Annotated in this window: 26 protein-coding genes and 1 pseudogene; 1 reads left to right on the forward strand and 26 read right to left on the reverse strand. The window is 40.0% G+C overall.

The features are described 5' to 3' along the window. Positions 1-56: 56 nt before the first annotated feature. The 17 genes and pseudogenes from DEHRE_RS09785 to DEHRE_RS09865 form a co-directional block, all read right to left on the reverse strand. The gene (locus DEHRE_RS09785) at positions 57-1226 is read right to left on the reverse strand and encodes a uroporphyrinogen decarboxylase family protein (protein ID WP_025205919.1); all 1170 of its coding nucleotides are present in this window, start codon (positions 1224-1226) and stop codon (positions 57-59) included. Between the two features lie 49 nt (positions 1227-1275). Then, the gene (locus DEHRE_RS09790) at positions 1276-1911 is read right to left on the reverse strand and encodes a cobalamin B12-binding domain-containing protein (protein ID WP_025205920.1); all 636 of its coding nucleotides are present in this window, start codon (positions 1909-1911) and stop codon (positions 1276-1278) included. Positions 1912-2175: 264 nt separating this feature from the next. Further along, on the reverse strand, positions 2176-3549 hold the full coding sequence (locus DEHRE_RS09795; protein WP_025205921.1) for a reductive dehalogenase: 1374 nt from the start codon (positions 3547-3549) through the stop codon (positions 2176-2178). 14 nt (positions 3550-3563) lie between these two features. After that, a complete protein-coding gene (locus DEHRE_RS09800) occupies positions 3564-3875 on the reverse strand; it encodes a hypothetical protein (protein ID WP_025205922.1) in 312 nt (103 codons plus the stop codon). 325 nt (positions 3876-4200) lie between these two features. Beyond that, a complete protein-coding gene (locus DEHRE_RS09805; protein WP_025205923.1) occupies positions 4201-4887 on the reverse strand; it encodes a Crp/Fnr family transcriptional regulator in 687 nt (228 codons plus the stop codon). A 425-nt stretch (positions 4888-5312) separates the two neighbouring features. Continuing rightward, positions 5313-6464, reverse strand: a complete 1152-nt coding sequence (locus tag DEHRE_RS09810) for a 4Fe-4S binding protein (RefSeq protein WP_051408109.1) — start codon at positions 6462-6464, stop codon at positions 5313-5315. Positions 6465-6534: 70 nt separating this feature from the next. Next, positions 6535-6849, reverse strand: a complete 315-nt coding sequence (locus DEHRE_RS09815; RefSeq protein WP_025205924.1) for a hypothetical protein — start codon at positions 6847-6849, stop codon at positions 6535-6537. 13 nt (positions 6850-6862) lie between these two features. Then, complete coding sequence (locus tag DEHRE_RS09820) at positions 6863-8233, reverse strand: reductive dehalogenase (protein WP_025205925.1); 1371 nt, start codon at positions 8231-8233, stop codon at positions 6863-6865. Between the two features lie 113 nt (positions 8234-8346). Next, positions 8347-9033, reverse strand: coding sequence for a Crp/Fnr family transcriptional regulator (locus DEHRE_RS09825; RefSeq protein ID WP_025205926.1), 687 nt, complete (start codon positions 9031-9033; stop codon positions 8347-8349). A gap of 219 nt (positions 9034-9252) precedes the next feature. Next, positions 9253-10626, reverse strand: a complete 1374-nt coding sequence (locus DEHRE_RS09830; protein ID WP_025205927.1) for a reductive dehalogenase — start codon at positions 10624-10626, stop codon at positions 9253-9255. 13 nt (positions 10627-10639) lie between these two features. Beyond that, positions 10640-10951 (reverse strand): hypothetical protein, encoded by a 312-nt coding sequence (locus DEHRE_RS09835; RefSeq protein WP_025205928.1) that lies wholly within the window; start codon positions 10949-10951, stop codon positions 10640-10642. Between the two features lie 219 nt (positions 10952-11170). Then, entirely contained in the window at positions 11171-11857 is a 687-nt protein-coding gene (locus tag DEHRE_RS09840; RefSeq protein ID WP_025205929.1) for a Crp/Fnr family transcriptional regulator, read from the reverse strand. A gap of 238 nt (positions 11858-12095) precedes the next feature. Continuing rightward, positions 12096-12785: an IS630 family transposase gene (locus DEHRE_RS09845; RefSeq protein ID WP_144284047.1), complete on the reverse strand. Its 690-nt coding sequence runs from the start codon at positions 12783-12785 to the stop codon at positions 12096-12098. A gap of 11 nt (positions 12786-12796) precedes the next feature. Further along, positions 12797-13258 (reverse strand): helix-turn-helix domain-containing protein, encoded by a 462-nt coding sequence (locus DEHRE_RS15640; protein WP_025205930.1) that lies wholly within the window; start codon positions 13256-13258, stop codon positions 12797-12799. A gap of 507 nt (positions 13259-13765) precedes the next feature. Next, positions 13766-15139 (reverse strand): reductive dehalogenase, encoded by a 1374-nt coding sequence (locus tag DEHRE_RS09855; RefSeq protein WP_025206237.1) that lies wholly within the window; start codon positions 15137-15139, stop codon positions 13766-13768. A 14-nt stretch (positions 15140-15153) separates the two neighbouring features. Then, positions 15154-15464, reverse strand: a pseudogene (locus tag DEHRE_RS15335) (dehalogenase). Positions 15465-15673: 209 nt separating this feature from the next. Beyond that, on the reverse strand, positions 15674-16273 hold the full coding sequence (locus tag DEHRE_RS09865; RefSeq protein WP_242836937.1) for a creatininase family protein: 600 nt from the start codon (positions 16271-16273) through the stop codon (positions 15674-15676). On the opposite strand from DEHRE_RS09865, the gene DEHRE_RS09870 reads away from it, so the two are divergent. Further along, a complete protein-coding gene (locus DEHRE_RS09870; RefSeq protein WP_019226936.1) occupies positions 16237-17226 on the forward strand; it encodes an IS5 family transposase in 990 nt (329 codons plus the stop codon). The two genes, DEHRE_RS09865 and DEHRE_RS09870, sit on opposite strands and share 37 nt — an antisense overlap. Positions 17227-17321: 95 nt before the next feature. Here the strand turns inward: DEHRE_RS09870 and DEHRE_RS09875 are convergent, their stop codons facing one another. The 9 genes from DEHRE_RS09875 to DEHRE_RS09915 all read right to left on the reverse strand — a co-directional run bounded on the left by DEHRE_RS09875 (position 17322) and on the right by DEHRE_RS09915 (position 26359). Beyond that, positions 17322-17648, reverse strand: a complete 327-nt coding sequence (locus DEHRE_RS09875; RefSeq protein WP_025205932.1) for a creatininase family protein — start codon at positions 17646-17648, stop codon at positions 17322-17324. Positions 17649-18137: 489 nt separating this feature from the next. Beyond that, positions 18138-18812, reverse strand: coding sequence for a Crp/Fnr family transcriptional regulator (locus DEHRE_RS09880; protein ID WP_025205933.1), 675 nt, complete (start codon positions 18810-18812; stop codon positions 18138-18140). A gap of 238 nt (positions 18813-19050) precedes the next feature. Then, entirely contained in the window at positions 19051-20037 is a 987-nt protein-coding gene (locus DEHRE_RS09885) for an FKBP-type peptidyl-prolyl cis-trans isomerase (RefSeq protein ID WP_242836939.1), read from the reverse strand. A gap of 168 nt (positions 20038-20205) precedes the next feature. Further along, on the reverse strand, positions 20206-21459 hold the full coding sequence (locus DEHRE_RS09890; protein ID WP_025205935.1) for a 4Fe-4S binding protein: 1254 nt from the start codon (positions 21457-21459) through the stop codon (positions 20206-20208). A 121-nt stretch (positions 21460-21580) separates the two neighbouring features. Next, on the reverse strand, positions 21581-21898 hold the full coding sequence (locus DEHRE_RS09895; RefSeq protein ID WP_025205936.1) for a tetrachloroethene dehalogenase: 318 nt from the start codon (positions 21896-21898) through the stop codon (positions 21581-21583). 15 nt (positions 21899-21913) lie between these two features. Further along, positions 21914-23572: a reductive dehalogenase gene (locus DEHRE_RS09900; RefSeq protein WP_025205937.1), complete on the reverse strand. Its 1659-nt coding sequence runs from the start codon at positions 23570-23572 to the stop codon at positions 21914-21916. Between the two features lie 292 nt (positions 23573-23864). Continuing rightward, on the reverse strand, positions 23865-24662 hold the full coding sequence (locus DEHRE_RS09905) for an ABC transporter permease subunit (protein ID WP_025205938.1): 798 nt from the start codon (positions 24660-24662) through the stop codon (positions 23865-23867). Positions 24663-24674: 12 nt separating this feature from the next. After that, positions 24675-25469, reverse strand: a complete 795-nt coding sequence (locus tag DEHRE_RS09910; protein WP_025205939.1) for an ABC transporter permease subunit — start codon at positions 25467-25469, stop codon at positions 24675-24677. A gap of 5 nt (positions 25470-25474) precedes the next feature. Next, positions 25475-26359: an ABC transporter ATP-binding protein gene (locus tag DEHRE_RS09915; RefSeq protein ID WP_025205940.1), complete on the reverse strand. Its 885-nt coding sequence runs from the start codon at positions 26357-26359 to the stop codon at positions 25475-25477. Positions 26360-26407: the final 48 nt, after the last annotated feature.

Below are 26407 nucleotides of genomic sequence, written 5' to 3' on the forward strand. Positions count from 1 at the left end.
CCCTCCTATTCTTTAGGGGTACATATTTATTTTCAGATAACAGATGGAAGTTTCTATTACTTAGAGCCATATTCCACAATAAATTCCGTAACAGCTTTTAAATTTTCTGCCTTGGCATCATTTTTAGTTGCCAAAACTTTGTCCGGTGCAAAGACAAATCCACCACCCGGAGCTAAATCATCAATTAAGCCCTTGGCAACTTCGATGCATTTTTCCTTTGTTCCGTAGTACAGGTCGTTTGTCTTTAAACCACCGGCAATACACATCGTTTTTCCTAAAGCTTTCTTCGCCTTTCTCAGATCATCTTCTTCAAAGAATCCAATGACCGATCCCTTTGGAAGCTCCTGTATATACTCATACAGATGTTCCCAATTCTTTTCAAATAGAATGAGAATTTTAATACCTCTTGCTGCAACCGTATCAACATATTTTTTGAAGGACGGCCAGTAAACCTTTTCAAACTCTTTCGCTCTGATAAATTGCGGCAAATGCAGATATAAATGAACATACTTGTCATCGGAAACAGTATGCATTTTTCCATATGTGTCTTTGATCAAAGGGTCGACCATAGCCATACAGGCTTCAGCCACTTTATCAGGACATTTTTTGATATCTCTCATAATCCCTTTGAAATCCCTTAAATAGTCCATGATGATATCACCGGGCATAAAATGATTTACACCCGCGTTGGTTATCGGAAGCCCATGTTCAGTTTTGAACCTATCCGACAACATCTTTGTTGTTTGACCAAACTTAAAGAAGATGGAAAGGGAATTGGCATATTTCGCGAACTTTTCTTCCACTGTCCCCTCTTGGAAAATCTTATGTTTTCTTGGAAGAATTTTGTCACGGATAAATTTCATCGGATCGGCAATAAGCTCATCATACTCTTCTACCGCCATAAGTTCAGATTGTCCAGTGGCGATTTGAATGGTTTCCGTCGCATTGTTAAAAATTCCGCCGCCTAAGGAATACACAAAATTAAGGGGAAAGGTTATGCGTGAGGCAAGCGCGCCATCAAAGGGAAAATCAGTTAAAGCTTTAGAATAAGCTTTATATTCAAGTTCAACGTCTTTTAATCCCTCTTCTAAGGTTATCCCATAATAAGAAAGAGCCCAATTGTCTACCAGACCGTAAATAGGAACCCTGTCCGGTTCTCTTAATTCGATGGCATCTTTGAGCCTTTTGACACGTTCGTCATATAATTTCATTTTATCATCACTCATACTAGATCCTCCTGTGCTATTTATTCACAAGTTTTCTTGGTTGCGGGTTTTAACCCACCCACTTCTGGCATATTTTTACTCCTTCTGCTGCATTCGTGGTAAATGCATCAGCACCAATTGTTTCACAAGCTTCCTTCGTTACAGGGTTTCCACCGATAATAACTTTAACTTTGCTGCGTAATCCCGCTTCTTCTAAAGCCTCAACAATATTTTTCATCGATTCCAATGCTAACGTCAAAACACCGCTTAAACCAATAATTTCAGGATTTACCTCTTTTACTTTTTTTACAAATTCACCAGCTGATTGATCGATACCCAGGTCGTATACTTTAAAACCTGCTGCTTCAGCCATGCTCTTAAAAATGTTTTTTCCAATGTCATGTAAGTCACCTGCAACAGTTCCAAGCACCATTGAACCGACAGTTCCAGCATTTTGGGTGTCCATAATCGGCTTTAAAATATCAATTGCACTGGTTAACAACTCCCCGGCAAAGATCAAATCACCGACAAAGTATTCCCCCTTTTCAAAAAAATCTCCGACTACTGACATCCCGCTCTGACAAGCAGCTACCACCTTTTTGGTTTCATCTGGACTGGGATTTGTGTTAACAAATTCATTCAGCATTTCAAATACTTTTTCTTCATCAAGTTCTCCAATTTTCTGTGTTAATAGCGACAAATCCATTTAGTTTACCTCCTGTATTTTAAAATTATTAATATAATGTTAACCTATTAATTAAAAAAAATTTATTGCCGAATAACGTTATCTTCTTTTTAGTTGTATTGTATATACATTTATATATATTTTCATTTAGTAAATACTTATCATATTTTAAATATTTTTTGTTGTGCAAGTCTGCAACAGCCCATGAAAAAGTTAAAGACGCAAAAAATTTCCAGCGACCCTTACAAAGGCGACGCTGGAAATTCTTTACCTATACTCGTTGGATTAATATTTGAACTTATACAGTTCCGGCCATTCCAACCACCATTTATATTTATCAACAATCTCTGTGCCATAACCAAACATATCATCAATACCTTTTAAGAGGCTTGAAGCAGTTTCCCCTTTGCTTCCAATCCAAATTCCGGCCTCGTGAAACCATGAACTTTCCTTGGAACTCCATGGACATACCTTAATACAAACGCCGCAGCTAACTCCTTGATCATTACCTGCCCTAAATTGTGCGCACTTTTTGAAATCGCTGTTCCAACGCAAATAGCCGTTATAATCTACCATATCCCTGTCATGCGTGATAGCTTGGGAAGGACAATTATCGGCGCACTTATTGCACACACGGCAGAAATCCGCCATTCCGAAATCAATCGGTTTATCCGGAACCAAAGGCAAATCCGTGGTGATGGCTGCCACTTTGTTGCGGAATCCCATGCGCGGGTGGGCAACACAGTCTCCGGTCCGGGTAAGTTCCCCCATCCCCGCAGCGATTAAACAGGGCGCCATTACGGCTCCATAGTTGCCGAAATGGTGTGCTCTGGCATGGTATCCAAGCTCTCTGATGTATTTAGCCATAATGATAGAAATGTTGGCGGTCGCGTGATAACAGCGGAAAGATTGGGAATCTGAAATTCCGTCATATCCGGTTGAGGCCAAGTAAGTCTCTAAATGCTGCTCAACCGCAACAACGATGACATAGGGCATCTTCTCCGTAAAGGGTACATCTTGAAGGGGAGTCCCCCTTGGCACCATACCGCCGATAATCCCCATCATCGGGGGATTCATTTTATCAGAGTAATAACCGTATTCAGGCATTTTCCCGATCCCGACTTCATCAGCTCTCAGATAGTAAGCAACATCTTTAATATGCATGGACATTTGCTCGGGATCAGGTATCGGAAGTTTCTCCGGTTTGGGCTGACCATCAACGATGTTTTCTCCGAATATGGGGGAAATAGCCCAACCGAGCGCATCACTCAGCGGGTGTCTAATACCGATCGTATAGAACCCCGCCTGTGCCTTGGGTCCTAAAAGACCTTGGGCAACTAACGCAAATCCCATATCTTTTTCTTTAAACTTCTTTACCGTCCCTACAATTTTGGAGGTGCCAAGCCATTGGTCATTGTGCTCTGCGTAACTGACAGAAGCGCCTCCATAATTCGGTTCGGGTCTCAGCTTGGACCACTGTCCTTTTTTGGGGGTGATGTATTCGTAGTTGCTTACCGCAGCTTCAGCTATTTTTGAGGGTGCTTTAATCGCGCCAAAAACGCCCATTGCTGCTGCAGCCGCTCCAGTTTTCAAGAAACCTCGGCGGCTTACCTGAAATTTTTTCTCTGGAGCATTTTTACTTTCTAAAGAATCTGCCATCTTTTTTCCTCCTTTCATGCTGATACTGATTCATTGTCTTTTATTTTTCTAGTACCGATGAATCCTAGCAGGCGCGCTAAAATCACTGCAATTACAACTGCAATTCCTCCAAATAAGAAGATGGCTGTACTTGTTGCCTTGGCGTGACCGACAGTGGCATTAATGTAAACAAAGGAAACTCCCATCCATAAGACAGCGCTCCCAACTACGTATAAAGCCCAAACAAGCACGGTCTTCCACATGACATCCTTTTTGGCACGCGGTTTAATAAACAAAATTCCGGCTAAAAATAATATCCCAGCTAAGAAAATTAATATAGTTCCCATTATCTTTTCACCTCCCTTTTTATGCATATTGTATATGATTAAGATTTTCTCCGTGTTTGCCCTGACTACTTACATAAATTAATTTGTAAAAAAACTAATTTGATTAAATTACTTTGACTTTTCTAACAAAAAAGCCTTGAATGTACAAAAAAATGTATATCAAGGCTTAGCTTATTTATTTTTTGATACCTGTTTATTTAATCAATTCAAGTTCCTCTTCAACTACAATGTCAGAGAAAATATCGTATACCTTATCACCAATAAAGTGTAAAGCACTTAATTCAAGGAGTCTTTTGTTAAGAAGCAGGGATTTTGATTTTACCTTTTAGTAAGGTATGCCTTCCTCAAACAGTTCTTTTAGTTTTTCCATATCATAGATGATAATTTTATTTTTTCTTTTCCTCAGAATATTTTCTTTTTTTAAACTTCCTAATATTTTACTTACCGTTACAAAGTGAAGCCCAGTAATCTCGGAAATTTTTCTGTTTGTTAATTGAATTTCTACTTCCCAAACATCATTATTGTATTTTCCTTGTGATTGACAAAGTTCATAAAATAAGTGTAGAAGCCTCACCGAAGGGGAATATAAGTTTATTTCGTTGGATAGATTTAAAAAGTAATAAGCTTTGGAATCATAATGTCTTAAGACATCAATCACAATTTCTAAATCTTGTGCAAAAACATTCAGCAGTTGTTCTTTCGAGAAGAGACATACTTGACTGTCCTCGGCTGCAACAATCTGCATATGGTCATTCTCAAAAGTAAATAACCTATCCATAAAACAATACTGCCCCGCTGAATAGACAAATTTTTCTCTGCCATCATCTGTGATCTTAGAGACATTTAATCTACCCGAAAGTACAAATATCATTTTGCCAAGTACTTCATCAGGCAATAAGACGGCTTGCCCCTTAGAATAACTGCGTTTTGTGCCTAAATGGATATAGTTTTTTAATCTACTTACGGGATAAAATGTATCTGGCAGAACAAAACTTTTAAGAATTTCTCCCATTTTTTCCCTCCAAAGAAAATATTGATAATGATTCTTGGACTAAAATAATTCTTACTTCAATTATAATAATTCGACAAAGTCAAAATTTTAGCTACAGCTACCTTTTGCGTTTTTTTTGACGAAATACAAATATTTTTATAACACTTGCAAACCAAAATCTCCTGATCAAACAAAAAAGCATGTATTATTCATTTTCTTCCCTTAAAAACAAAAAAAATACATGGTCATTTTACTAGTGAGGCTAAATCGAAATTGACCATGGATATATACTTTTTTATATATACTTTTTTTAAATAGAGCTATATAGTTGATACATATTCAAAAGGATCAAGATGCTGACCAGCCCAATCAGTGTAATAAATATTAAATCTTTAGCGGTAAATTTGGTTTTCATGTTTACCTCACATCATTTCAATACTTTTGTTTCATCTTTCAACTAATGTCCCTTTAAAATCACCTTTTTTCCTATGTATCTTTCTAATGCTTCTCCTAATTAGTAAGATAACCTCATTTATCACCATAACCGGACAAAAAAACCTGCACCAGAATCTGCTGATAAACAACGAAGTAAACAATACTACAGGCAGAACAAGCCATTGCAAGCCAACTCCCTGCCTAGCAAATAAAGCAGCAAAAGGCTCATAACCGGCGAAACTTGGAGACTTTAAGATGAATGCCCCTAATAACGCAAAATATGCCAATCCATATTTAATTTGAGCGGCTTTTGCTTCAAACGCTTTGTTAGGGCACTTGAATTTGCCTCCACCGATTTTTGCTGTTATTTCCTGAAGTGCACCAAAAGGACAAAGCCAAAAACAGTAAACATTCTTTCCTATGATTAATGTGATGATTGGAATTCCGATGATCAGTATATACCAGATTAAATTTGTTTTTACTGATGGGAAGTTTCCCATTAAAAGTGAACATACATTGGCAAGAGAAATCGGCGTATTGTACTGAAACCCAATAACCACTAGACTACCTAGCAGAGTTATCCATCTGAGCTTTGAATGCTTGAAGCAAACTCCGATCAACATCAAAAAGACTAAGGAAATAACAAAAACCTCTTTTAAACCGAATCTGAAAGGCTCGACCTCTTCAGTTACATTTAATTCGAATTGGGTTCTAGCAACTGCGTGACAGCCAAGAGAAACGGCTTTGGCAATTCCCCTGGAAGAATAAGTCGCACCCGATATTCGGTCAATATCCTGGTTAATGCTTAAGGGCTCCGTAATGCTCTTCCCTATAAATTTCTCAAGATATTTCTTACTGATAACTTCATCCATAAAAGAAGGAGTGTCTTTATGATCGGCAATAACTGTTCCCACGATCCTTCCCTTAAGGTTGATTCCGGTTACCATTTTTATTGGTCCCCCGTACGCAATTGCCTGATCGATTACTACATAGCCGACCTTTTCTTCTGCTCCGTTTTGGTCTTTTGTCTTTCCTTCATAAATTAAGGGGGAAAGCGCAATCTTTTCAAAAGATTGCGCTTCGGGAAGTGCTTTTTCCACCAGCTGAAGTAAATCGCCATCTGTTACAATCCAATTTGTACCTAAGGGGAACAATAAAGCCATGATAGCGATGAAGAAAACAATACCTTTAAGTTTTTTTTCTGTTTGATGTCTGTCATTGTTTTTCCTTTACTTAGCTTCTTACTGAAGTGGTCTTATCCGGGTCAGATTTAAAACTCTTTAATTTTGTTACATCAAATCTTATGGTCAGGAAAATTAAGCCGAATAGTATTGCACCGAATATTAACAACCCCATACCTGCAGCTTGAGATTCCCCTTCTGCAAGGCTGCTTACAATCCATGCTATTGTAAAGCTTCCCCACAAAACAGAAATCGCTGTTCCAACCCACCTGGCTATAGACATTTTACCAGCTACATCCAATTTAAAATATAAGAACCAAACCGAAGATGCTATTAATGCTCCAAGAAATATCCAAAATATTGTCATAGTACCTCTCTCCTTAACTTTTTTTATTCCAAAATTCCTTCGTTTTTTGTACGGTATCAGTTTTCCCATATCCAAATAAATCGTCGAAATACCTAAGGGCTGATCTCGCAGGTGTATTTGCTCCTAACCTTGCCAAATCATGCTGCCATTCTTTTTGTTTGTTAAAGGGACATACTTGTATGCATATTGCACAGTCGCTGCCAAGCTCAGCCCAATTGCTGATACATTTCACGCAATCTAAGGCCCATCTTTTCACGCCCGCGCTTGTCGAAATCGTAGCCTTGTCAAAACTTGGTTCTTTCTGTTTGGATATTGCTTGTTTCGGACAGTGATCCGCACACTTCATACAAGATGTACAAAATTCCTTAACGCCAAAAGTAATCGGTTTATCCGGTGTCATAGGTAAATCGGTAATAACCTTACATAAACGAACTCTCGGTCCATATTCCGGTGTAACGAGAATCCCAATCCTGCTCAATTCTCCTAGGCCGGCATGAATAGCCATAGGGACACTTAAGCCGGTATCATTGCCGCAGGGGATAGCGTTATATCCGCACAATCTTATGAAAGAAGCCACTTTATGCGCTATATTACCCATTTCGGAATATTCATTGCCCACTGCAGCATGTTCGAGTATTCCCGGAGCTGCATCAATAGCGTCAAAATCCATTTCAAGTGCAAAAACAAGGACATTTGTAGGAGTAAACGGGAATTTTGTCTCCTGGTAATTCAAGTTAGTAAAGGCGGACTCTTTATGATTCTTACTCCCGCTATCAGACGGCGTGACAATACTATAAGAATAAATCCACCGTTCATCATACGGCGCAATTCCAACTTTATCCGCGCCTAAAAATAAAGATGCTTTTTTCAGAATTTTGCTGGCCTCGTCCGGACTAGAAAACTGGTACTTGTTCGGGCTGACAGGACCGTCCCATTTATACATTCCGAGACCCGCGAAACCTGGAGCATGATAATCGTTAATATCATCTTCTACGGACCAGGCCGCTCCTCTTAACGCGAATTCAAGCTGTCCGAAGCCTTCTCCGCCCGTAGTGGGTATTACCCCCATTTTTTTATTTAGGTATTCGTTCAAAATAGGCAATATGTCCGTTTCTCCGCCGTATCCTCGAAAAAACACATTACCTCTTTGATCGTACCGTTTGTACTCGCTGTTCATCTCTACCGGGAAATCATCGAGTTCTGTTACACCATAAGCCTTTCCGGAATCTCCAGGCACTTCGGTGCCCAGCAAGGCAGCGGCACCTGCTACTCCGACCCCCAATCCCATCGATCTTAAGAACCCACGTCTGCTTACTCCTTTGGAACCAATTTCTGGTGCTTCATTGTTCTGAGCTTTTTCACAATTTTCATTCTCCTGCGTCATAACCTAGCTCTCCTTTCCAAACCGAATTTTAATTATCTTTCCGTTATTAGATTAGCATAGAAAAAAATAAGCACCTTATAGTGTAAACTACAAGGTGCTTATTTTTTTAAATTTTAATTTAATTCGAACAATTCAATTAACTTTTCCATTCTATCTATATTTATCGAGTACATTCCTTCTACTCTTTCAATTAAACCTTCTTCTTTAAAATTTGCTAAGATTTTTGCGACGGTTACCCTATTGATACCTGCTAAATCACTAACAAATTGTTGGCTAATAGGAAAGTGAATTAACCGAAGCTCATTTTGGTTGCTATTTATGCCGAAATAGTACGCGAACTGCAGTAGTAATTTGCCAACCTTGGTTTCTGCATTACTAAAACAAGATTGACTCAATTGTCCAACCAACATCATAACTTTGCTACTGAGGGAGCGTAAAATATAGTCTCTGATACATGGATAATTATCTAATAAGATTTTAACGTCAGATTTGCTAATAAAACAAGTTTCGAGCTGAGTAAGAGCTTTATAATAAACCGGTTGCAATTCCTCTTCAAAAGTTCCGACATCTCCCAAAAGGCACCCCGGTATTTCTATTCCTATAGTTTTTTTTCGTCCATCGGAAGACATGAAAAAAACATCTACATTCCCTTTAATGATATAGTGAATACCCTCAATCGGAGTTTCGGGATTCGAGAGCGTTTCACCTTTCTTTAGAAAACGCAAATCGCCATTTTTTTCGAAATACGTCCTTACATTTATTTCATCATTCGATAAGATAGGAAAATATTTGTCTTTCATTTCAATCTCCTTTCTAAACACTGTTGAATTCTGTTTTATAACTCAGTGCCGATAAAGGATATTTTTATCATAACCTAGGATTTACATTTTAACACAGACTAATAAGATGCCCTTGTAGTTTAAGTTACAAAATGAGAACTTGTCGAATTCCCTTTGGTTTTTGAACATAATTTTTAGCGATGCCTTAACAGCACCGCTAAAAATTTTCTTACATTTGGATTAATACTTAAATTTATACATCTCCGGCCATTCCAGCCACCATTTGTATTTTTCGATCTCTTCAGTCCCGTAACCAAACATATCGTCTATGCCTTTAAGAAGTTTGGCACTAGTCTCCCCTTTGCTGCCGATCCAAATGCCGGCTTCATGAAACCAGGAACTTTCCTTAGAATTCCATGGACATGTTTTAATACAACGGCCACAGCAGTTTCCAGCATCGTTGCCGGTTCTAAATCCCGTACATTTCTTAAAATCACTGTTCCATCGTATATATCCGTTATATTCTACAGGATCCTTATCAAAAGAAATTGCTTGGGCAGGACAATTGTCCGCGCACTTTCTGCATACTCTGCAAAAATCCAACATTCCAAAGTCAATGGGTTTATCCGGAACCAAAGGCAAATCCGTGGTGATAGCTGCTACTTTGCTGCGAAATCCTATACGCGGATGGGCTACACAGTCTCCTGTTCGAGTAAGTTCACCCATACCAGCCGAGATTAAAGCAGGTGCCATAACTGCTCCATAGTTACCAAAATGATGTGCCCTGGCATGATAACCAAGTGCCCTGATGTATCCGGCAATAATCACTGAAATATTGGCTGTTGCATGATAACACCGAAATGATTGGGTATTAGCAATGCCATCATACCCGGTTGATGCCATATAGGTTTCCAAGTGCTGCTCTACTGCAACCATAATGACATAAGGCATCCGTTCATTGAAAGGAGTCTCTGTAATTGGAACTCCTTTGGGAACCGCACCGGCAACAATCGCTATAAGCGGAGGATTCATTTTATTCGAGTAATAAGCTAATTCCGGCATTTTTCCAATTCCGACCTCATCCGCCCTCAGGTAGTACGCTAAATCTTTAATATGCATGGACATTTGTTCCGGATCAGGAATAGGAAGTTTTTCAGGACTCGGGGCGCCGTCAACAATTGGTTCACCGGAAATTTGAGCCATAGCAGGACCAATACCCGCATTAATCGGATACCTTGGCCCGAGTGTAAATAGCCCCGCTTGTGATTTAGGGCCAAAATTTCCTTGGGCAGCCTGCGCAAATCCCATATTTTTTTCACTGGTCTGTTTTACAGTTCCAACAATTTGACTTGTCCCAAGCCATTGATCATTATGCTCAGCATAACTGACCGAAGCACCCCCATAATTCGGTTCGGGCCTCAGCTTGGACCATAGACCTTTTTTCCCGGGAATGTATCCATAGTTGCTTACAGCTGCATCAGCTATCTTGGAGGGAGCCTGAATTGCTCCAAGAACGCCCATGGCAGCCGCAGCTGCTCCTGTTTTTAAAAAACCTCGACGAGTAACTTCAAATTTTTTTTCTGATTTACCATTCCGTTTATCAGAGCCAAACATACTATCCCACCTCTCAAGCTTGAACAGATTCATCTGTCTTATTCAGTTTCTTTGAACCGATAAATCCTAATAAACGAGCTAAGATGATAGCGATAACTATCGCTATTCCGCCAAATAAGAATATGGCTGTACTTGTTGCCTTGGCGTGACCGACGCTGGCATTAATGTAGATGAAGGATACTCCCATCCAAAGTACAGCGTTCCCGACTACGTATAGCGCCCAAATTAGTACTCTTTTCCACATAACCCCCTTGATAAGTGGATTGATAAATAAAATTCCAGCTAAAAATAGAATTCCCGCCAAGAAAATTAAAAAAATACTCATTATATTTCACCTCCTTTCTACTCAAAATTGTATACAAATCCAATTTATATTTTTTTAGTTTCAACAACTATTTTAAAATTTAGTTTTAATAGCACGGTGAACTCTTCATTTTTTAAATTTTAAAAACAATTAATATCTTCTGATTTCAACTAATCCGTTAGAAGCAAAAAAAACTGCTTTAACTCAGTCCCACTGAGCAAGCAGTTTTTTATAACTATATCAGTACGTTATTCCCTCATCAATTAAACTTTTTAGCCTTTCCACATCATAGATAATAATTTTAGTTTTTGTTTTCTTTAATATTTTTTGTCTCTTCAAATATCCGAATATTTTACTAACCGTCACAAAGTGAAGCCCGGTTATCTCAGATATACCTTTATTAGGCAAATAGATATTTATTTCCCAAGTGTTATTTTTATATTTTCCCTTACTTTTATATAGTTCGTAAAGCAATCGTAAAATTCTTGCTGATGGACTATATAAATTCAATTCATTGGTTTGATTTAAGAAATAATACACTTTTGAGGCAAAATTTCTTAGGACATCAATAATTAGTTCTTCATCCTGTTTAAAAACCATCAGTAACTGCTCTTTTGTAAAAAAGCATACCTTGCTGTCCTCAACCGCAATGATTAGGATATGATCTTCTTCAAAACTAAATAATCTATCCATAAGACAATACTGCCCGGCCGAATAAATAAATTTTTCTCTGCCATCTGGGGTTATGGTTGAAACTTTTAATCTTCCTGATAGAACGAATATTATTTTACCTAAGACTTCATCGGGCAATAATACTGCTTCTCCCTTTCGATAACTGCGCTGTGAGCCGAAATCAAGGTAATCACATAGATTTTCGACCGGATAAAAAGTATCTGGTAGAACACAGCCTCTAAGAACTTCTCCCATAACTTCATCCTCCAAGGTATTTAAATTATTTTTGAACGCAAAAATATAAATTAGTTATAATTAATTTATATTTTAAGTTAGCAGTCAATAAAAAGGTTTAGTTTCGACTATTTTTTTGTTTTTTATTTATATTTAAAATGCCAATAAGCCCTGGTTTGAACAATTCATGGATACACCAAGGCTCTTTGCGTTCCTGATGTAAATAGATTTCTGCAAAATCCGGTTGTTTTGAAACTGATTACACTAGTACTCTGTAACAGCTAAAAGTTAACAATAGGATAAAGGCGCTTGAGCTTAATCCTGGCGTCATCTGTAGTAAAGTGCCAATCAATTCCTCGTTGTTTCTTGTTCGGTCTACAAACCAGAACTTAAGTTCCTTTCGTAATAATTCAAGCGAGGGGATACGTCTGCTTTCCAAGCACTGCCGCCCAAGAGCGGATAATTCAATCTCAGCAATGTTCATCCAGCTTCCGTGTTTTGGTGTGTAATGTATTTCCAGGCGATTTGCAATCTCAAAAGCGCGTTTTGGCTCAAAAGCATCATATAATGATGCAACGGAATGGATATTTAGGTTATCCATGACAAGCACAATCTTTTTGGCCTCTGGATATTGATCTTCGGCTAGCCACGCTATTTGCTTCGCCCAATCGATTTTTGTTCGGTGCTCTTGGGCGTCTGCATATCGCCAGCCTTGCAGTGGCTCTGTAAACAGAAAGATACAACCGTTTCCGTTTTTGATATATTCATGATCATAATACCCTGCAGCATTCCGCCTTGACCTAAAGCCCTTTCGTGTATCAGCAAAGAATTGAATTGGTTTTTCATCCATGCAGATCACAGGATAATCCTGATTATAAGGTCGGCTATATACCTCTAACACGTTTTCCATTGCGGCAACAAAAGCTGAACTTTGCTCCGGTGGTATCATCCAGCATTTTTTCAGGTGAGGCTTAAGTTCGTTTTTTTAAGTGTACGACTTATTGTCATAGGTGAGATAGACTTGACATAGCCAAGTTCTATACACTTCTCTGACAAGAGTCGGACTGTCCAACGTGAATATCCCTTAGGGGGATTGCTGCAACATAATGCGATTATATGCGCTTCAACGTCTCCTGTAACCTTGGCTGGCACGGGCGGGATCTTCCGTTTTCTCCTTACGAGTGTCTGCTCTAATCCCTTTTCCACGTATGTTGTTTTCACTGTCTGTACAGTGGTGGGTGTTGTATGAAAAGTTTCCGCTATTTCAGCTACTGTCATATGTTTGGTACTGTTTCTGTCAGACGCCAAAAGTATATTCGCTCGTAGAATTAATTTTGCTGGTGCTATTCCTTTAGTTACGAGGTCTGTCAATGCTTTTCTGTCACTTTCGGTCAGTTCTATTATGTATTTGACTGAAGGCATATAATATTCCCCCTCTTTCGTTTGAGAATATTATACGCCAGCTATGTATTTTATACAACTTTTAGATGTTGCAAGGTACTAGTGTAGTCAAATCTCAAAAACGGCAATTTTTAATCATCTCTCCGAATTTATTTCTCCCGAAACATAAAAATATTCCAAACATTTATTGGAATATGATATGTACAGACTTGGAAAAAGGAAAGACTCAGCATTCATACTCGGCATTTTCTCATTGATTGGATTGATTTCTTTGAATAATTCCCGGCTTTGAAAATAGGGGCTCCAGGTTCATTTGGTTGATGGCTTTATTGACTACACGGACTACATGATTTTAAATTTCTTCAAATGTGAAATGTTAGCGCGGCTTCCTGTTTATAGCTGCGATAACGTGTGAGCGATGTATTCTGTTCAAGTCTGCAACACCCCATAAAAAAGTTAAAGACGCAAAAAATTTCCAGCGACCCTTACAAAGGCGACGCTGGAAATTCTTTACCTATACTTGTTGGATTAATATTCGAACTTATACAGTTCCGGCCATTCCAACCACCATTTATATTTATCGACAATCTCTGTGCCATAACCAAACATATCATCAATACCTTTTAAGAGGCTTGAAGCAGTTTCCCCTTTGCTTCCAATCCAAATTCCGGCCTCGTGAAACCATGAACTTTCCTTGGAACTCCATGGACATACCTTAATACAAACGCCGCAGCTAACTCCTTGATCATTACCTGCCCTAAATTGTGCGCACTTTTTGAAATCGCTGTTCCAACGCAAATAGCCGTTATAATCTACCATATCCCTGTCATGCGTGATAGCTTGGGAAGGACAATTATCGGCGCACTTATTGCACACACGGCAGAAATCCGCCATTCCGAAATCAATTGGCTTATCCGGGACCAAAGGCAAATCCGTGGTGATGGCTGCCACTTTATTGCGGAACCCCATACGCGGGTGGGCAACACAATCCCCGGTCCGGGTAAGTTCCCCCATCCCTGCAGCGATTAAACAGGGCGCCATTACGGCTCCATAGTTGCCAAAATGATGTGCTCTGGCATGGTATCCAAGCTCTCTGATGTATTTAGCCATAATGATAGAAATGTTGGCGGTCGCATGATAACAGCGGAAAGATTGGGAATCTGAAATTCCGTCATATCCGGTTGAGGCCAAGTAAGTCTCTAAATGCTGCTCAACCGCAACAACGATGACATAGGGCATCTTCTCCGTAAAGGGTACATCTTGAAGGGGCGTCCCCCTTGGCACCATACCGCCGATAATTCCCATCATCGGGGGATTCATTTTATCAGAGTAATAACCGTATTCAGGCATCTTCCCGATTCCGACTTCATCAGCTCTCAGATAGTAAGCAACATCTTTAATATGCATGGACATTTGCTCGGGATCAGGTATCGGAAGTTTCTCCGGTTTGGGCTGACCATCAACGATGTTTTCTCCGAATATGGGGGAAATAGCCCAACCGAGCGCATCACTCAGCGGGTGTCTAATACCGATCGTATAGAACCCCGCCTGTGCCTTGGGTCCTAAGAGACCTTGGGCAACTAACGCAAATCCCATATCTTTTTCTTTAAACTTCTTTACCGTCCCTACAATTTTGGAGGTGCCAAGCCATTGGTCATTGTGCTCTGCGTAACTGACAGAAGCGCCTCCATAATTCGGTTCCGGTTTCAATTTAGACCATTGTCCTTTTTTGGGGGTGATGTATTCGTAGTTGCTTACCGCAGCTTCAGCTACTTTTGAGGGCGCTTTGATCGCGCCAAGAACACCTATTGCTGCTGCAGCCGCTCCAGTTTTCAAGAAACCTCGGCGGCTTACCTGAAGTTTTTCTTCTGGAGCATTTTTACTTTTTAAAGAATCTGCCATCTTTTTTCCTCCTTTCATGCTGATACTGATTCATTGTCTTTATTTTCTAGTACCGATGAATCCTAGCAGGCGCGCTAAAATCACTGCAATTACAACTGCAATTCCTCCAAATAAGAAGATGGCTCGTACTTGTTGCCTTGGCGTGACCGACAGTGGCATTAATGTAAACAAAGGAAACTCCCATCCATAAGACAGCGCTCCCAACTACGTATAAAGCCCAAACAAGCACGGTCTTCCACATGACATCCTTTTTGGCACGCGGTTTAATAAACAAAATTCCGGCTAAAAATAATATCCCAGCCAAAAAAATCAATACAGTACCCATAGCTTTTTCACCTCCCTTATAAAAGAACTACTTTCATCCCATGCACCATCCGCTAATAATATAAAACATAATTTTGAAATGTTCTGTGTTACTATGCACATATAATTGGCTACCATCAGGTAAAAAAATTTACTACAACAAAAAAAGCCTTGAATGTACAAATAAATGTATGTCAAGGCTTAGCTTTGCTTATATAATTTTTCCCCTGTTTATTTAATTAGCTCAAGTACCTCTTCAACTACAATGTCGGAGAAAATATCATATACCTTGTCACCGGTTTCTTTCGTAGCGATTTGTGGATCGCCTAAATATGCCAAAGGAGCGCCTACATCTTTCCAGTCGTTTTTACCAGCAGAAATTCTCTCAAAGAGATGTTCTGCCTCATAATTAGGTTTTAGCTTAATTAATTCTTCCTGATCCACTAATTCGGGATGTCTAAGTAAGATTAAACCTGTTTCCCATTCTCCGGCATGAAAATCCCATTCCGGATGTTCTCCCTTGCATACTGAACTCATTCTAGGCAGTCCATGATGAAACCACGCGGATACCTTAACCTTTAATCCATCTTTTTTCACTGAAGCTCTTTTGATTCCTTCTTTGATCGCTTCGTTATTTTTGGGCTCGCCATGAGCGCATATAATGACTATTTTATCAAATCCCCATTTGGCTAAACCAAGACAAACGTCTTCTACAATATTAGGGAAACACTGATTAAATCGCCCCCCGGACAAAAAAATGGTAAAATTAAAGAAAACAGTAACAGGTGGTAAAAATGGGGCAACAAACCTTTTCGGATATAGAATACTCAAACCGACGGAAGAAAACGAAACGAGAAGAATTTCTTGAAATAATGAACGAGATCATCCCCTGGGACGAATGGGTGGCGCTTATACAGCCGCACTATTTTGACGGTAAGCGCGGTCGTCCACCGCTCGGGATTGAAAAAATGCTGAGAATGTATCTGCTGCAGATATGGTTTAGCCTTTCTGACGAAGGTGTAGAGGATGCCATTTACGACAGTTACGCCATGCGAAAATTTATGGGAATAGACTTCATACATGAGCAGGCGCCGGATGCGACCACCCTGCTCAAATTCCGTCATTTGATTGAGGAAAGCGGCTTAGGGAAGGCATTCTTTGAGGCGATCAACCGTTGTTTGGAACAGTGCGGACATATCATGAAAGGTGGAACCATTGTTGACGCCACACTGATCAGCGCGCCATCCTCAACGAAGAACGCAAGCGGTAGCCGCGATCCGGAGATGCACCAAACAAAGAAGGGTAATCAGTGGTATTTCGGCATGAAATGCCATATCGGTGTGGACGCAGGGACCGGTTATATTCATGGTATAGCGGCAACAGGCGCAAATGTGCATGACATAGCCGAAGCGTCAAAGCTAATGAGGCCGGAAGACGAGGTTTTCTACGGTGACGCCGGATATTTGGGACTAAATAAACGACCGGAAATCACAGAGGACCCTCACAAATCACAAATTGATTACCGTATCGCTGAGCGTCCCGGAAAGAAACGCAGCATGGACAATGGCCCTGCACGGGATTTTTATTGCCATATAGAGTTTCGGAAAGCGTCTGTCCGAGCCAAAGTGGAGCACGCCTTTCATATCATTAAGAACATATTTGGCTTCAAAAAGGTTTGTTATAGAGGAATTGCCAAGAATCTGAATAGACTGTATATGCTGGCCGCCAGCGCAAACCTGCTGATGTGCGCCCGAAGCGGCGGCTGGCGAAGCCAATGCGCGTAATCCGGGGATAAGTACGCCTTTTTTCGAGAATTACTCGGAAAAGGCAGCTGAAATCGGCGGCGATAGGGCCGCTAACTTGGGATTATCCCACTTTATTATTTATTGGGATGATAAAAAACGTTATTAATCAGTGGTTCCTTAGCAACAGTTTCAAATTTCAGAGTGATATTGCCATCAAATGAGTTTGCAATATCAGCTAAAGTATAATGAAGTGTGGGAGCTATTAATGTTTCAATACCTTTGTCTTTCAATTTTTTGGCAGCTCGTTCAGTCATTTCGTTAGCACTCGTTACATCGACCTTCATTGGCAGATGTGTCCCATGAACTTCGCATGGTCCCATTGGAAATAGAGCAATGTTCGTCTTTTCTTCTAAATTCCTAACTTGCTTTGTTGTCATATTAGACAGATAGTTAAGTTTCATTATCCATATTCCCCTTTATTTTTTATTTGGCATATGGTTTTTCATCTCATAGGCCATTCGCTAACAATATATAGCATCATATTGAAATCTTCTGTGTTATTATTCACATGTCATTACCACCGTGGAAGCTCCCGATAACGTAAGATATGCAAATACATATTTGATTTTAAGCCAAATAGATCATGAAGAAACGTCGGATTCCTGGCGTTTCTTCATGATCTATTAAAACGGTTTTTATTTTGATATTATTTCTAACTTCACTTCAATATCACAGAAATTAACTGCCTCTGCTCTTGCAGCTACTTCAATACTCATTTTTCCATTATATGTTCCATCAGTAAATAATCTTTTTTAAGGAATATTTATGTAAAAAAGAGAAAGCGATTGAGAATTTATACTGCTTTCTCTTAATAACAAATCAAAGTCCTGAGACGATGCATATGAGCTCTATTGTTTCAACTATTACGGCATTATTTTATTTTCATCCAATCATTCAATTAAGTTTTTAAGCCCTTGCAAGTCAAAGACTGTAATCTTATTTGTCGTTTTATGCAGAATATTTGCTTTTCTTAGATATCCGAATAGTTTGCAGACAGTCACATAGTGAATACCTGTCATTTCTGAGATAGACTTTTGAGATAATTTTACGTCAATTTGATAAACACCATCAACTAATTTCCCCTGATTAATGCAAAGATCATAAAGCAAGCGCAAGACCCGGGCTGATGGGCTATAAACGGCCATCTCATGAGTTTCCCGCATAAAATAACTACATTTCGACGAATAGGATGTAATGAATTCAAGAATCATTTCTTTATCCATCTGGAAGATCTCTGAAAGTTGTTCTTTGGAGAAAAAACATACTGTACTTTTTTCTACCGAGACAACATGAACAGAGCAGGGATCAACCGGGAATAATCTGTCGGAAAAGGTATACGGATCCGCATAGAACATTATTTTTTTCCGTCCGTCTTCATTAAGAAAACTTATACTTAGTTTCCCGGAAAGCACATAGATGATTCTATCTATTAACTCTCCGGGCAATACAATGGAATCGCCTTTACGATATTCACGGACAACGCCCATGTGAATATAATTTTGCAGCTTCTTAATCGGATAAAAATGATTCGGCAAGGCCCCATAATTATTTGCTATTTTTTCCATACTTTTATTCTCCCGCAAATGTAACATCCTTAAATTCAGACAATAAATTTAAATTATTATACTCCTTTTATAAATGATTAAACTATTAACTGTGATTTAGATAAAAATCTTATTCCCCGAATCAATATTAACATAGAATAAGAATTCTGTATGTTATCCAGTATACAAATATAGAAAATGTTGAATACGATCAAAAGACAAGAAGCAGCTTTAAGCTGCCTCTCCTAATGTATTGACACTATCCTTTTGCCAAATTCGCCTCCAGCAAGAAATCCATGGCAGTTCTTCGCAGCTGTTGGGTCTCCAACATCTTTAGCTCTCCAGCCAAATCCGCTGCTTGATTGTCTTGCTGACTTTTCCTTTTCTTCAACTGTTCTTTTGCCTGCTTCATTTCTTCGTCAGTCAGCTGAATCCCTTCTGCTTGAATCACTGCATCCAAAATTTTCTCGCCAAGAATTATTTTCGCAGCCTCTTCTTTACATTCAGCCAGCAGCTCATCAGCCGTTATCTTCCTTTGCATCAAGTAATGAATGAGTTCCATGTCGTGGACGGCCTTAAGCTCCTCGGCAAATTTTCGGTACAAATTCTCTGCCGCTTGCTTTAAGGTCTCTTCATCAAATTCATATTTGCTTTGATCGGCCAGAGCCTGAAATACTTTTTCGATGTTGGCTGCGCGTGCTATTGCCTTTTTCTCTTGGTTGATCTCTGCTGCTAAGAATTCTTTTAATTCCTGCAGCGTTTTTACTCGCGGTTCAATTTTCCGGATCATATCATCTGTCAATTCCGGCTCTTTTATACAATATACTTTTACAATCTCGACGGAAAAGGTGATAAGCTGCCCCCATAAGGCTTGGTATTCCAGTAAGACAGGTTGTATCGAGGTTTCAAATATCACTGTCTCGCCCATTTTCTTACCAAGCAGGTTGGCGGAGAATTCCTGTAAAACGTTTTCGTCACCCAATCTGAACTTAAAGCTTCTCTCTCTAAACTTCGGGACTGTCTTGCCATTCTCCGTCCCTTCAAAATTTACGATGACATAGTCTCCGGTTTCGATCGGTTCATTTTTTTCGACCTGGATCTCGTCCAAAGATTTCTTAACATAATTAAGCGCTTCGTTAAGTTCTTCTTCTTTGACGGAGACATCAAAACGATCGACGTTTAATCCTTTGTATTTTCCAAGTTCAAATTGTTTCATTCCGTCTCTAAGCTCTATGTTGACTGCCACTTGAAACCTCCTCCCCTTCCGGAAATTTTTAACGGTCTGCCCGGATAATGCCTACTGATTGAAGCATTACGATGATGTGAGCTGCTCCCAGTATCAGTATTAAGGCAATAAATAGCAGATTCTTTATTTTCAGGCTTTGTTGCTTTTCTCTTGGTTCAATCCTTGGTTCTACCTTTGGTTCCCTATTCGGTTCCATTTTTGGTTCCCTATTTTGTTCCACATTTGTTTCCATACGCTCACCCCGTTATTCCGCCAGCGATTGAGTAAGTTGAGTATAAAGCCGACTGGACAGAAGAATTGACAATAAAACCGGCTGATAAACAGACTGATGAAAATAAATACCGGCAGCATTAACCACATGACCCATACAGCTTTAAACAGGAAGAATGCACTAAACGGCTGATAATCCAATGTTCCATAGTCCCCTAGGAAGGTTCCAAGCAGGATGGCCGCCCATAGGCTGGTCGGCGCAGCCAGCTTTAGTTTCTTGGTGACTTGCGGGGAAATCCCCAAGGATTTAAAACCTGCTGCTTTGTTGATAACCTCTTGGGCTGCTCCAAAAGGGCAAATCCACGCACAGTAAATGTTCTTGCCTAGGAGGACTATAAAGCCCAATGTTCCGAAAATAAGCACATACCATCCTATATTGGTCAAGCCCGGTATTTGCAGTGTTATTAGTGAGAATAAGTTGCTGGCTGCTACGAATTCTTTTACGAAAAACCCCATAACCCCGAAACTTGCTAAAAGTATCCAAATCCGCAATCGCACGAGTTTCTTGATGAAGGCTGCAGCGAGCGCGATGATATAGATCACCATCATTGCCAAATCCTGCCGGTTAAATTGATAACTGTCATAGGGATTGCTCCAGCGCGTATTGAAGAATTTGGATGCGATATAGGCAGTTCCTTTATTGACGGCCTCAGCTACAGCATGAGACGATACGGTAGAACCGGTTACTCTATCAATGTAGTTATGGGTTTGTTTTTCATTCAGATAACCGGAATAGCCTGAGGCCCCTCCTAAATAAATGGGTTCTTTGACGGAAAGGTTTTTAAATTGATCAAACAGTTTTCCGGTATAGAGTCTTGTAAAGAAGATGGGGGTCTCTCCCTGCTGGGTGACAATTACTTTTTCCACCAAACCTTCTTGGTTGATAATGGTCATAGCTTCAATGCGGGATTGATAGCCTACTGCGGAGTCACAGACGGCATAATATTTCTTTCCTGCAGCATCAACTTGATAAGCACGTTGGGCCCCGATCATTTTCTCAATAGATGTGGCACCGGGAATGTTCTGCTGAATAACCGCCTCGTAATCAATGGTTTTACTCGTCCAAAAGATACCGTAAAAGATCGCTGCGATTGCAGTTATGAATAGTACGATCAGATAGCAGGACTCCAGGTCTCTCTTTTTACTAGCCATCTTTTTTCATCCTTCGCTGTTTTTGAGAATGAATATAATAGACGTAATAAAGTACGCAAGCCACTATGCCAAACGGATAAGTGGCTGGCGTATTTTAAAAGCATCTTATTCCTTCATTTATCTAGACTGAGGTGGTTGCAGAATTATTTTTGCTCTTCTTTTCTGAACGGTTTAATAGTCTATACGTAATAATACCCGGAATGAGCGTTGCACCTCCAAAAAAGACAAACCCCATAGAGACAGCCTGGTATTCATGCTCAAGAAGGCTGGCGTACGCCCATGCTAAAGTAAATATAAATAAGAAGTTCGTAAGAAAACCACAAAGCTGTATTGGAATCGTATTTTTTGCTTTGCTTTTTGAATACTGCCAAATACCAAATTGAATAAAGAGCATTAACATACCGAAAAACATCCAAACAAAGTCATTCGCAATTTTCATTTTAGTTTCCCTCCTTTATTTTGTTGGTTCTGTATCCTTCCAGAAGTCTTTGACCATATTCGCGACATAGCCGGACTCAATCCGTTCTTCAGGATTTACCGGGCCATTGTAGCCAAACCACTCGTCAAACTTACGGGCTGCATCTTGAACCAAAGGAATTTGGGTAGCAATTCTCGCCACATCGTGCTGCCATTGATCGATTTTATTCCAAGAACAGACCGAGATACAGTTTCCGCAATCTCCACCGTTATAGGCAAAGAAAGAGAGACAGCGATGAGAGTCGACATGCCATTTTTCCGTGTAAGGATTTTCCGACGGACCACAATCCTCAGGCTGCAAAACCCGTGCTTCTTTCTCGTGAGAGATGGCCTGTGACGGACAAGCATCCGCGCATTTCATGCACAAGCGGCAGAACTCACGCACACCGAAACTTCTTGGCTTATCAGGGACGAGTTCCAAATCTGTGTAGACCTTAGCAATACGCAGCCGGGGCCCGTATTTTTGGGTGATTAGCTGTCCGGTTCTTCCTGCCTCTCCCAGACCGGCTTGAATTGCAATTGGAATACTCATTCCGGTATCATTTCCCGACGGGATTGCATAGTACCCAATCTCTCTTAAGAAGTTTGCCACTTTGAAGGCCACTTCTCCCATGTTCGAGTAAGATTTACCCGGCGCGGCGCTGTGAAGGATTGACGGGGCCGTGCGGTATGCTTCGTAATCCATCTCGAAAACCATCGCAATGACTGATTTCGGCTTAAAACCGGCATATTTTTTCCAGTCCGCCTCAACAATGGTTTGCCCGAAAGTCTCTACTTCCCCTTTCATAAATTTATAAGGATCCGTCGGAAAATATTCAGTTCTTCCACTTCCATCCGGTAATTTGAAAGGTTTAAGGTTTGGCCGGGACCAGGTTGAATAGGTCCAGCGATCATCATAGGGCGCAATGCCGACCAGATCTGCCCCCAGGAAGCGGGCCGCTTTTTTCACAATTCTACTGGCCTCTTCACCTGAATCGAATTTCCATTGCCGACCTTGACCACGTCTCTCCACAACTTTGGAATTGTCCCAAGAATACATGCCCTGGATAACCACCGGTTCTGTCCCAGATTCATTGGTTACGGGATTAAATGGATAATGTGCAATGACGCCGCCGGGGCCACTCCCAGGTGCTGTAAATCCATTGAATTTATATTCTACTGACCAGGCTGCCACATCCAATGCTACCTCCAGTTCACGCCATCCCAACTCATCCTTGCGCAGTGGTAAAACCGTACCGTCATGATGGGAGAAAAAGATACCTCCCGTTTCAGTAAGGGTTGCATCGCGTCCTTTAATTCCTAGCGTCTCAGCGTTAATTCTGGGAAGTTCTTTCCCGGTGTCTTTTTTTCCTGTGATTTTAGAAACATCATCGTGCTTAAATTTAAGTGGGGATTTGTTTTCTTCCGGATCAAAGACCCTTTGGTATAAGAGCTTGTTTCCGGGCAAACGTTGGTATTTTGCATCCACGGTGTAAGGAAATTCCGAGGTCTCTTTGATTGGAGCTACGATCTCTGCCGCTTCAGCTGTTAATGGGCTAAAAGTTTCTTTCGCCGCTGCAGCGGATGCAACTGCAACAGCTACGGCACCCATGAGCGATGTTTTGAAAAAGGATCTCCTGCTTACATTGTGCGCCATGTAGTCTCTCCTCCCTTAATATGGAATTATTAATCCATTTTTTATTGTAGGCTATCCTAAATTATTGTCTCTGTGTCTAGGAACACATTTGCTAAACTATTGTTGAAAACATTTCTTAATGAAAAGAAAAATAGCAAAAAAAGACCACCTTGAATATTCAAGGCAGCCTAAAAACTATTATATAGCAAGTAAAGCACGCATCATTGCCATTCGGAGAGCTGCTGTCCTAAGTTCATGAAAATGTTCTAAGACCTTTTCCTATAAAAGGTAATCATAAGCTTGGTTTTTATTGCTAAACATTCAAATCTCTCTTTTGATAAGCTACATAAGTTACAAAAACCAGCACAGCAATGATCACGAACGAAAGGATCAGAAATACCGGTTCAAACCCTCCTCCATTCAATAGCCTTTCAGCCTTGAAATACTCAAAAGGCGTAATATACTTTAAACGATCAAGGCTGCTGTTCATATTAATGGCAGACGAAATGATGAATGTAACCAATAGAATTGCCGTAGCGACTGAAGCAGCAGACCTTGGATGCCTGCTTACAGCTGCTGTCGCTGTACCGATTAACAAGAACATCAGCTGTAAAATAAACATTCCAACCATCAAGATACTTATCTCACCCGTTAAATTCTCTCCTTTGGCGTACTTCCCCATAAGGACAACTGAAAAAATCAGGGTTACAAGGTTGAATACGATAATATTACAAAGTGAAGCAAGAAGTTTTGCCGTTATTACTTTCTGTCTTGAGACAGGCTTCACCAGCAAAAATTCCGTCGTCTTATCCTGCTCTTCCTTTGAAATGATGTTGGCGCCAAGTAAGGAAGCATGGACGGTCGCCAATAAAAGAAGATACAAATACAACATCCCATAAAATCCGCTGACTTTTGTCAGGTCAAAATCACCCATCCCCAATACTGCTTTAATCGAACTCGGGATTTGTGACAACAATGCATTCATTGACTGGCCTGTTTCAGCATAAGCGGTAAATTTGCCGACTGAGGAAACGATCATCAAAAAGATAGCAATGCTCCAAATAATAAGTGATCTTCGATGAGCCTTTAATTCTCTTAAAAAAATATTCATCCGTTATCCCTCCTAAGCTACATGGATGTCTTTTTTTAGATAGACCAGGTAGCTTCCTGCAATTGCGGCAATAATAAAAACAATGCCAATGACAACGAAAGATACTTCATAGGCGGCATGTTTGATAATATATGCCGTATCAAAATACCTGAACGGGGAAAAATACCTGACTTTTTCTTCACCAAGAAACGATCCAAGAGAACCTAAGATGTAAAACCCGAAAACAGTACTCAGGGATACTGAAATCACCGACTTTATTCTTCCTGCCATAACTGAAATTAAAACCCCCAGGGCCATGAATATCAATTGAACAAAGAACATCGTAACAGAAATCATAAAGAACACTTTTAGATTAAACGTGCCAACTAAAGCGACGGCAGCCGAAACCGTCAGCCCCAGATAAATGATATTTGTCATCACCAAAGCAGAAAATGCTGCTATCAGTTTGGACGTCATAATGTAACTACGGCTTACAGGTTTTGTCATTAAAAAATCTGCGGTTCTATCTCTCATCTCTTTTGAAACGATGGCCGTTCCAAGATTCATTGCCTGAATTGCTCCACATAATACAACAAATGAGAAGACAAAAGAGTAAAAGCCTTCAAGCGTAGAAATGCTGTCAATGAATATGTTGAAACTCTTTTTTATGACATCCGGCATGTTATTCAAAAAAGCTTTAAAATTTTCAATGTCATGACCAAGTCCTTTGAAAAGAAAAATATACAGCACCGCCAAAAGAGTCATGGAGCATGCCCAAATGATGATCGATTTGCGGTATGCCTTCAGCTCATGCAGAACTATATTCATGATCCTCATGCCTCCTTTTCATAATAGTGTATAAAGATTTCCTCAAGACTCGGCTCCTCGATCAAAATATTGGTTATTTCCACATCCGAGAGCTTATTTATCATTAGGTTGATATTCCCCTTGAATAAAAAGCTTACTTTGTTGCCTTTAATCTCAAGGTTATTTATCCCACCAAGTTCGAAGTAGTCTTTGCCAATTTCCTCTTTCATTTCAATTTTAAATTTTTTGTAATTATGTTCCGTCAAATCACTGATCTTCTCCAGCCTGATAATCTTACCGTCTTTGATGATTGCGACACGGCTGCACAGCCTTTGGACCTCGCTTAAAACATGAGAGGACAAAAGAATGGTTGCGCCTTTCTTATTTTCTTCAAGCAGCAGATCAAAGAATTTCTGCTGCATTAGCGGATCAAGGCCGCTGGTAGGCTCATCCAGAATGATCAGCTTCGGCTCGTGCAGCAAGCCCTGGACGATTCCAACCTTCTTTTTATTTCCGAAAGATAAGTCATCAATTCTTTTTTTCAGATCCAGATCCATTATTTCTGCAAGTTCTTTGATTCTTTTACTGCAATCCTTTTTATAGAAACTTGCTGCGTATTTTAAAAGGTCAATCACCTTCATCTTGTCGTAATAAAATACTTCAGAGGGCAGATAGCCTACTTCCTTGGCAATTTCAGGAGCAAACTTAATGCAATCCTTGCCAAAGATTGTCGCACTTCCGCTGGTAGGATAAATCAAAGACAGTAAAGTCCTGATCGTAGTCGATTTACCAGCCCCATTTGGCCCAATAAAGCCAAAAATCTCACCTTCTTCGACATTGAAACTGACATCTACGATTCCCCTGGACTTGCCATAGTATTTGGTAAGATTTTCAATTTCTATTACATTCACGGCAACAACCTCCCGTTAATATGAATTACTTAATATTATAATATAATA

The organism is Dehalobacter restrictus DSM 9455 (assembly GCF_000512895.1).
Lineage (GTDB): Bacteria > Bacillota > Desulfitobacteriia > Desulfitobacteriales > Syntrophobotulaceae > Dehalobacter > Dehalobacter restrictus.

Excerpts from the sequence above, each read along its gene's own strand:
- DEHRE_RS09785 (WP_025205919.1), bottom strand. The coding sequence starts at position 1,226 with ATGAGTGATGATAAAATGAAATTATATGACGAACGTGTCAAAAGGCTC.
- DEHRE_RS09790 (WP_025205920.1), bottom strand. The coding sequence starts at position 1,911 with ATGGATTTGTCGCTATTAACACAGAAAATTGGAGAACTTGATGAAGAA.
- DEHRE_RS09795 (WP_025205921.1), bottom strand. The coding sequence starts at position 3,549 with ATGGCAGATTCTTTAGAAAGTAAAAATGCTCCAGAGAAAAAATTTCAG.
- DEHRE_RS09800 (WP_025205922.1), bottom strand. The coding sequence starts at position 3,875 with ATGGGAACTATATTAATTTTCTTAGCTGGGATATTATTTTTAGCCGGA.
- DEHRE_RS09805 (WP_025205923.1), bottom strand. The coding sequence starts at position 4,887 with ATGGGAGAAATTCTTAAAAGTTTTGTTCTGCCAGATACATTTTATCCC.
- DEHRE_RS09810 (WP_051408109.1), bottom strand. The coding sequence starts at position 6,464 with ATGGCTTTATTGTTCCCCTTAGGTACAAATTGGATTGTAACAGATGGC.
- DEHRE_RS09815 (WP_025205924.1), bottom strand. The coding sequence starts at position 6,849 with ATGACAATATTTTGGATATTTCTTGGAGCATTAATAGCATCTTCGGTT.
- DEHRE_RS09820 (WP_025205925.1), bottom strand. The coding sequence starts at position 8,233 with ATGACGCAGGAGAATGAAAATTGTGAAAAAGCTCAGAACAATGAAGCA.
- DEHRE_RS09825 (WP_025205926.1), bottom strand. The coding sequence starts at position 9,033 with ATGAAAGACAAATATTTTCCTATCTTATCGAATGATGAAATAAATGTA.
- DEHRE_RS09830 (WP_025205927.1), bottom strand. The coding sequence starts at position 10,626 with ATGTTTGGCTCTGATAAACGGAATGGTAAATCAGAAAAAAAATTTGAA.
- DEHRE_RS09835 (WP_025205928.1), bottom strand. The coding sequence starts at position 10,951 with ATGAGTATTTTTTTAATTTTCTTGGCGGGAATTCTATTTTTAGCTGGA.
- DEHRE_RS09840 (WP_025205929.1), bottom strand. The coding sequence starts at position 11,857 with ATGGGAGAAGTTCTTAGAGGCTGTGTTCTACCAGATACTTTTTATCCG.
- DEHRE_RS09845 (WP_144284047.1), bottom strand. The coding sequence starts at position 12,785 with ATGATACCACCGGAGCAAAGTTCAGCTTTTGTTGCCGCAATGGAAAAC.
- DEHRE_RS15640 (WP_025205930.1), bottom strand. The coding sequence starts at position 13,258 with ATGCCTTCAGTCAAATACATAATAGAACTGACCGAAAGTGACAGAAAA.
- DEHRE_RS09855 (WP_025206237.1), bottom strand. The coding sequence starts at position 15,139 with ATGGCAGATTCTTTAAAAAGTAAAAATGCTCCAGAAGAAAAACTTCAG.
- DEHRE_RS09870 (WP_019226936.1), top strand. The coding sequence starts at position 16,237 with ATGGGGCAACAAACCTTTTCGGATATAGAATACTCAAACCGACGGAAG.
- DEHRE_RS09875 (WP_025205932.1), bottom strand. The coding sequence starts at position 17,648 with ATGAAACTTAACTATCTGTCTAATATGACAACAAAGCAAGTTAGGAAT.
- DEHRE_RS09880 (WP_025205933.1), bottom strand. The coding sequence starts at position 18,812 with ATGGAAAAAATAGCAAATAATTATGGGGCCTTGCCGAATCATTTTTAT.
- DEHRE_RS09890 (WP_025205935.1), bottom strand. The coding sequence starts at position 21,459 with ATGGCTAGTAAAAAGAGAGACCTGGAGTCCTGCTATCTGATCGTACTA.
- DEHRE_RS09895 (WP_025205936.1), bottom strand. The coding sequence starts at position 21,898 with ATGAAAATTGCGAATGACTTTGTTTGGATGTTTTTCGGTATGTTAATG.
- DEHRE_RS09900 (WP_025205937.1), bottom strand. The coding sequence starts at position 23,572 with ATGGCGCACAATGTAAGCAGGAGATCCTTTTTCAAAACATCGCTCATG.
- DEHRE_RS09905 (WP_025205938.1), bottom strand. The coding sequence starts at position 24,662 with ATGAATATTTTTTTAAGAGAATTAAAGGCTCATCGAAGATCACTTATT.
- DEHRE_RS09910 (WP_025205939.1), bottom strand. The coding sequence starts at position 25,469 with ATGAATATAGTTCTGCATGAGCTGAAGGCATACCGCAAATCGATCATC.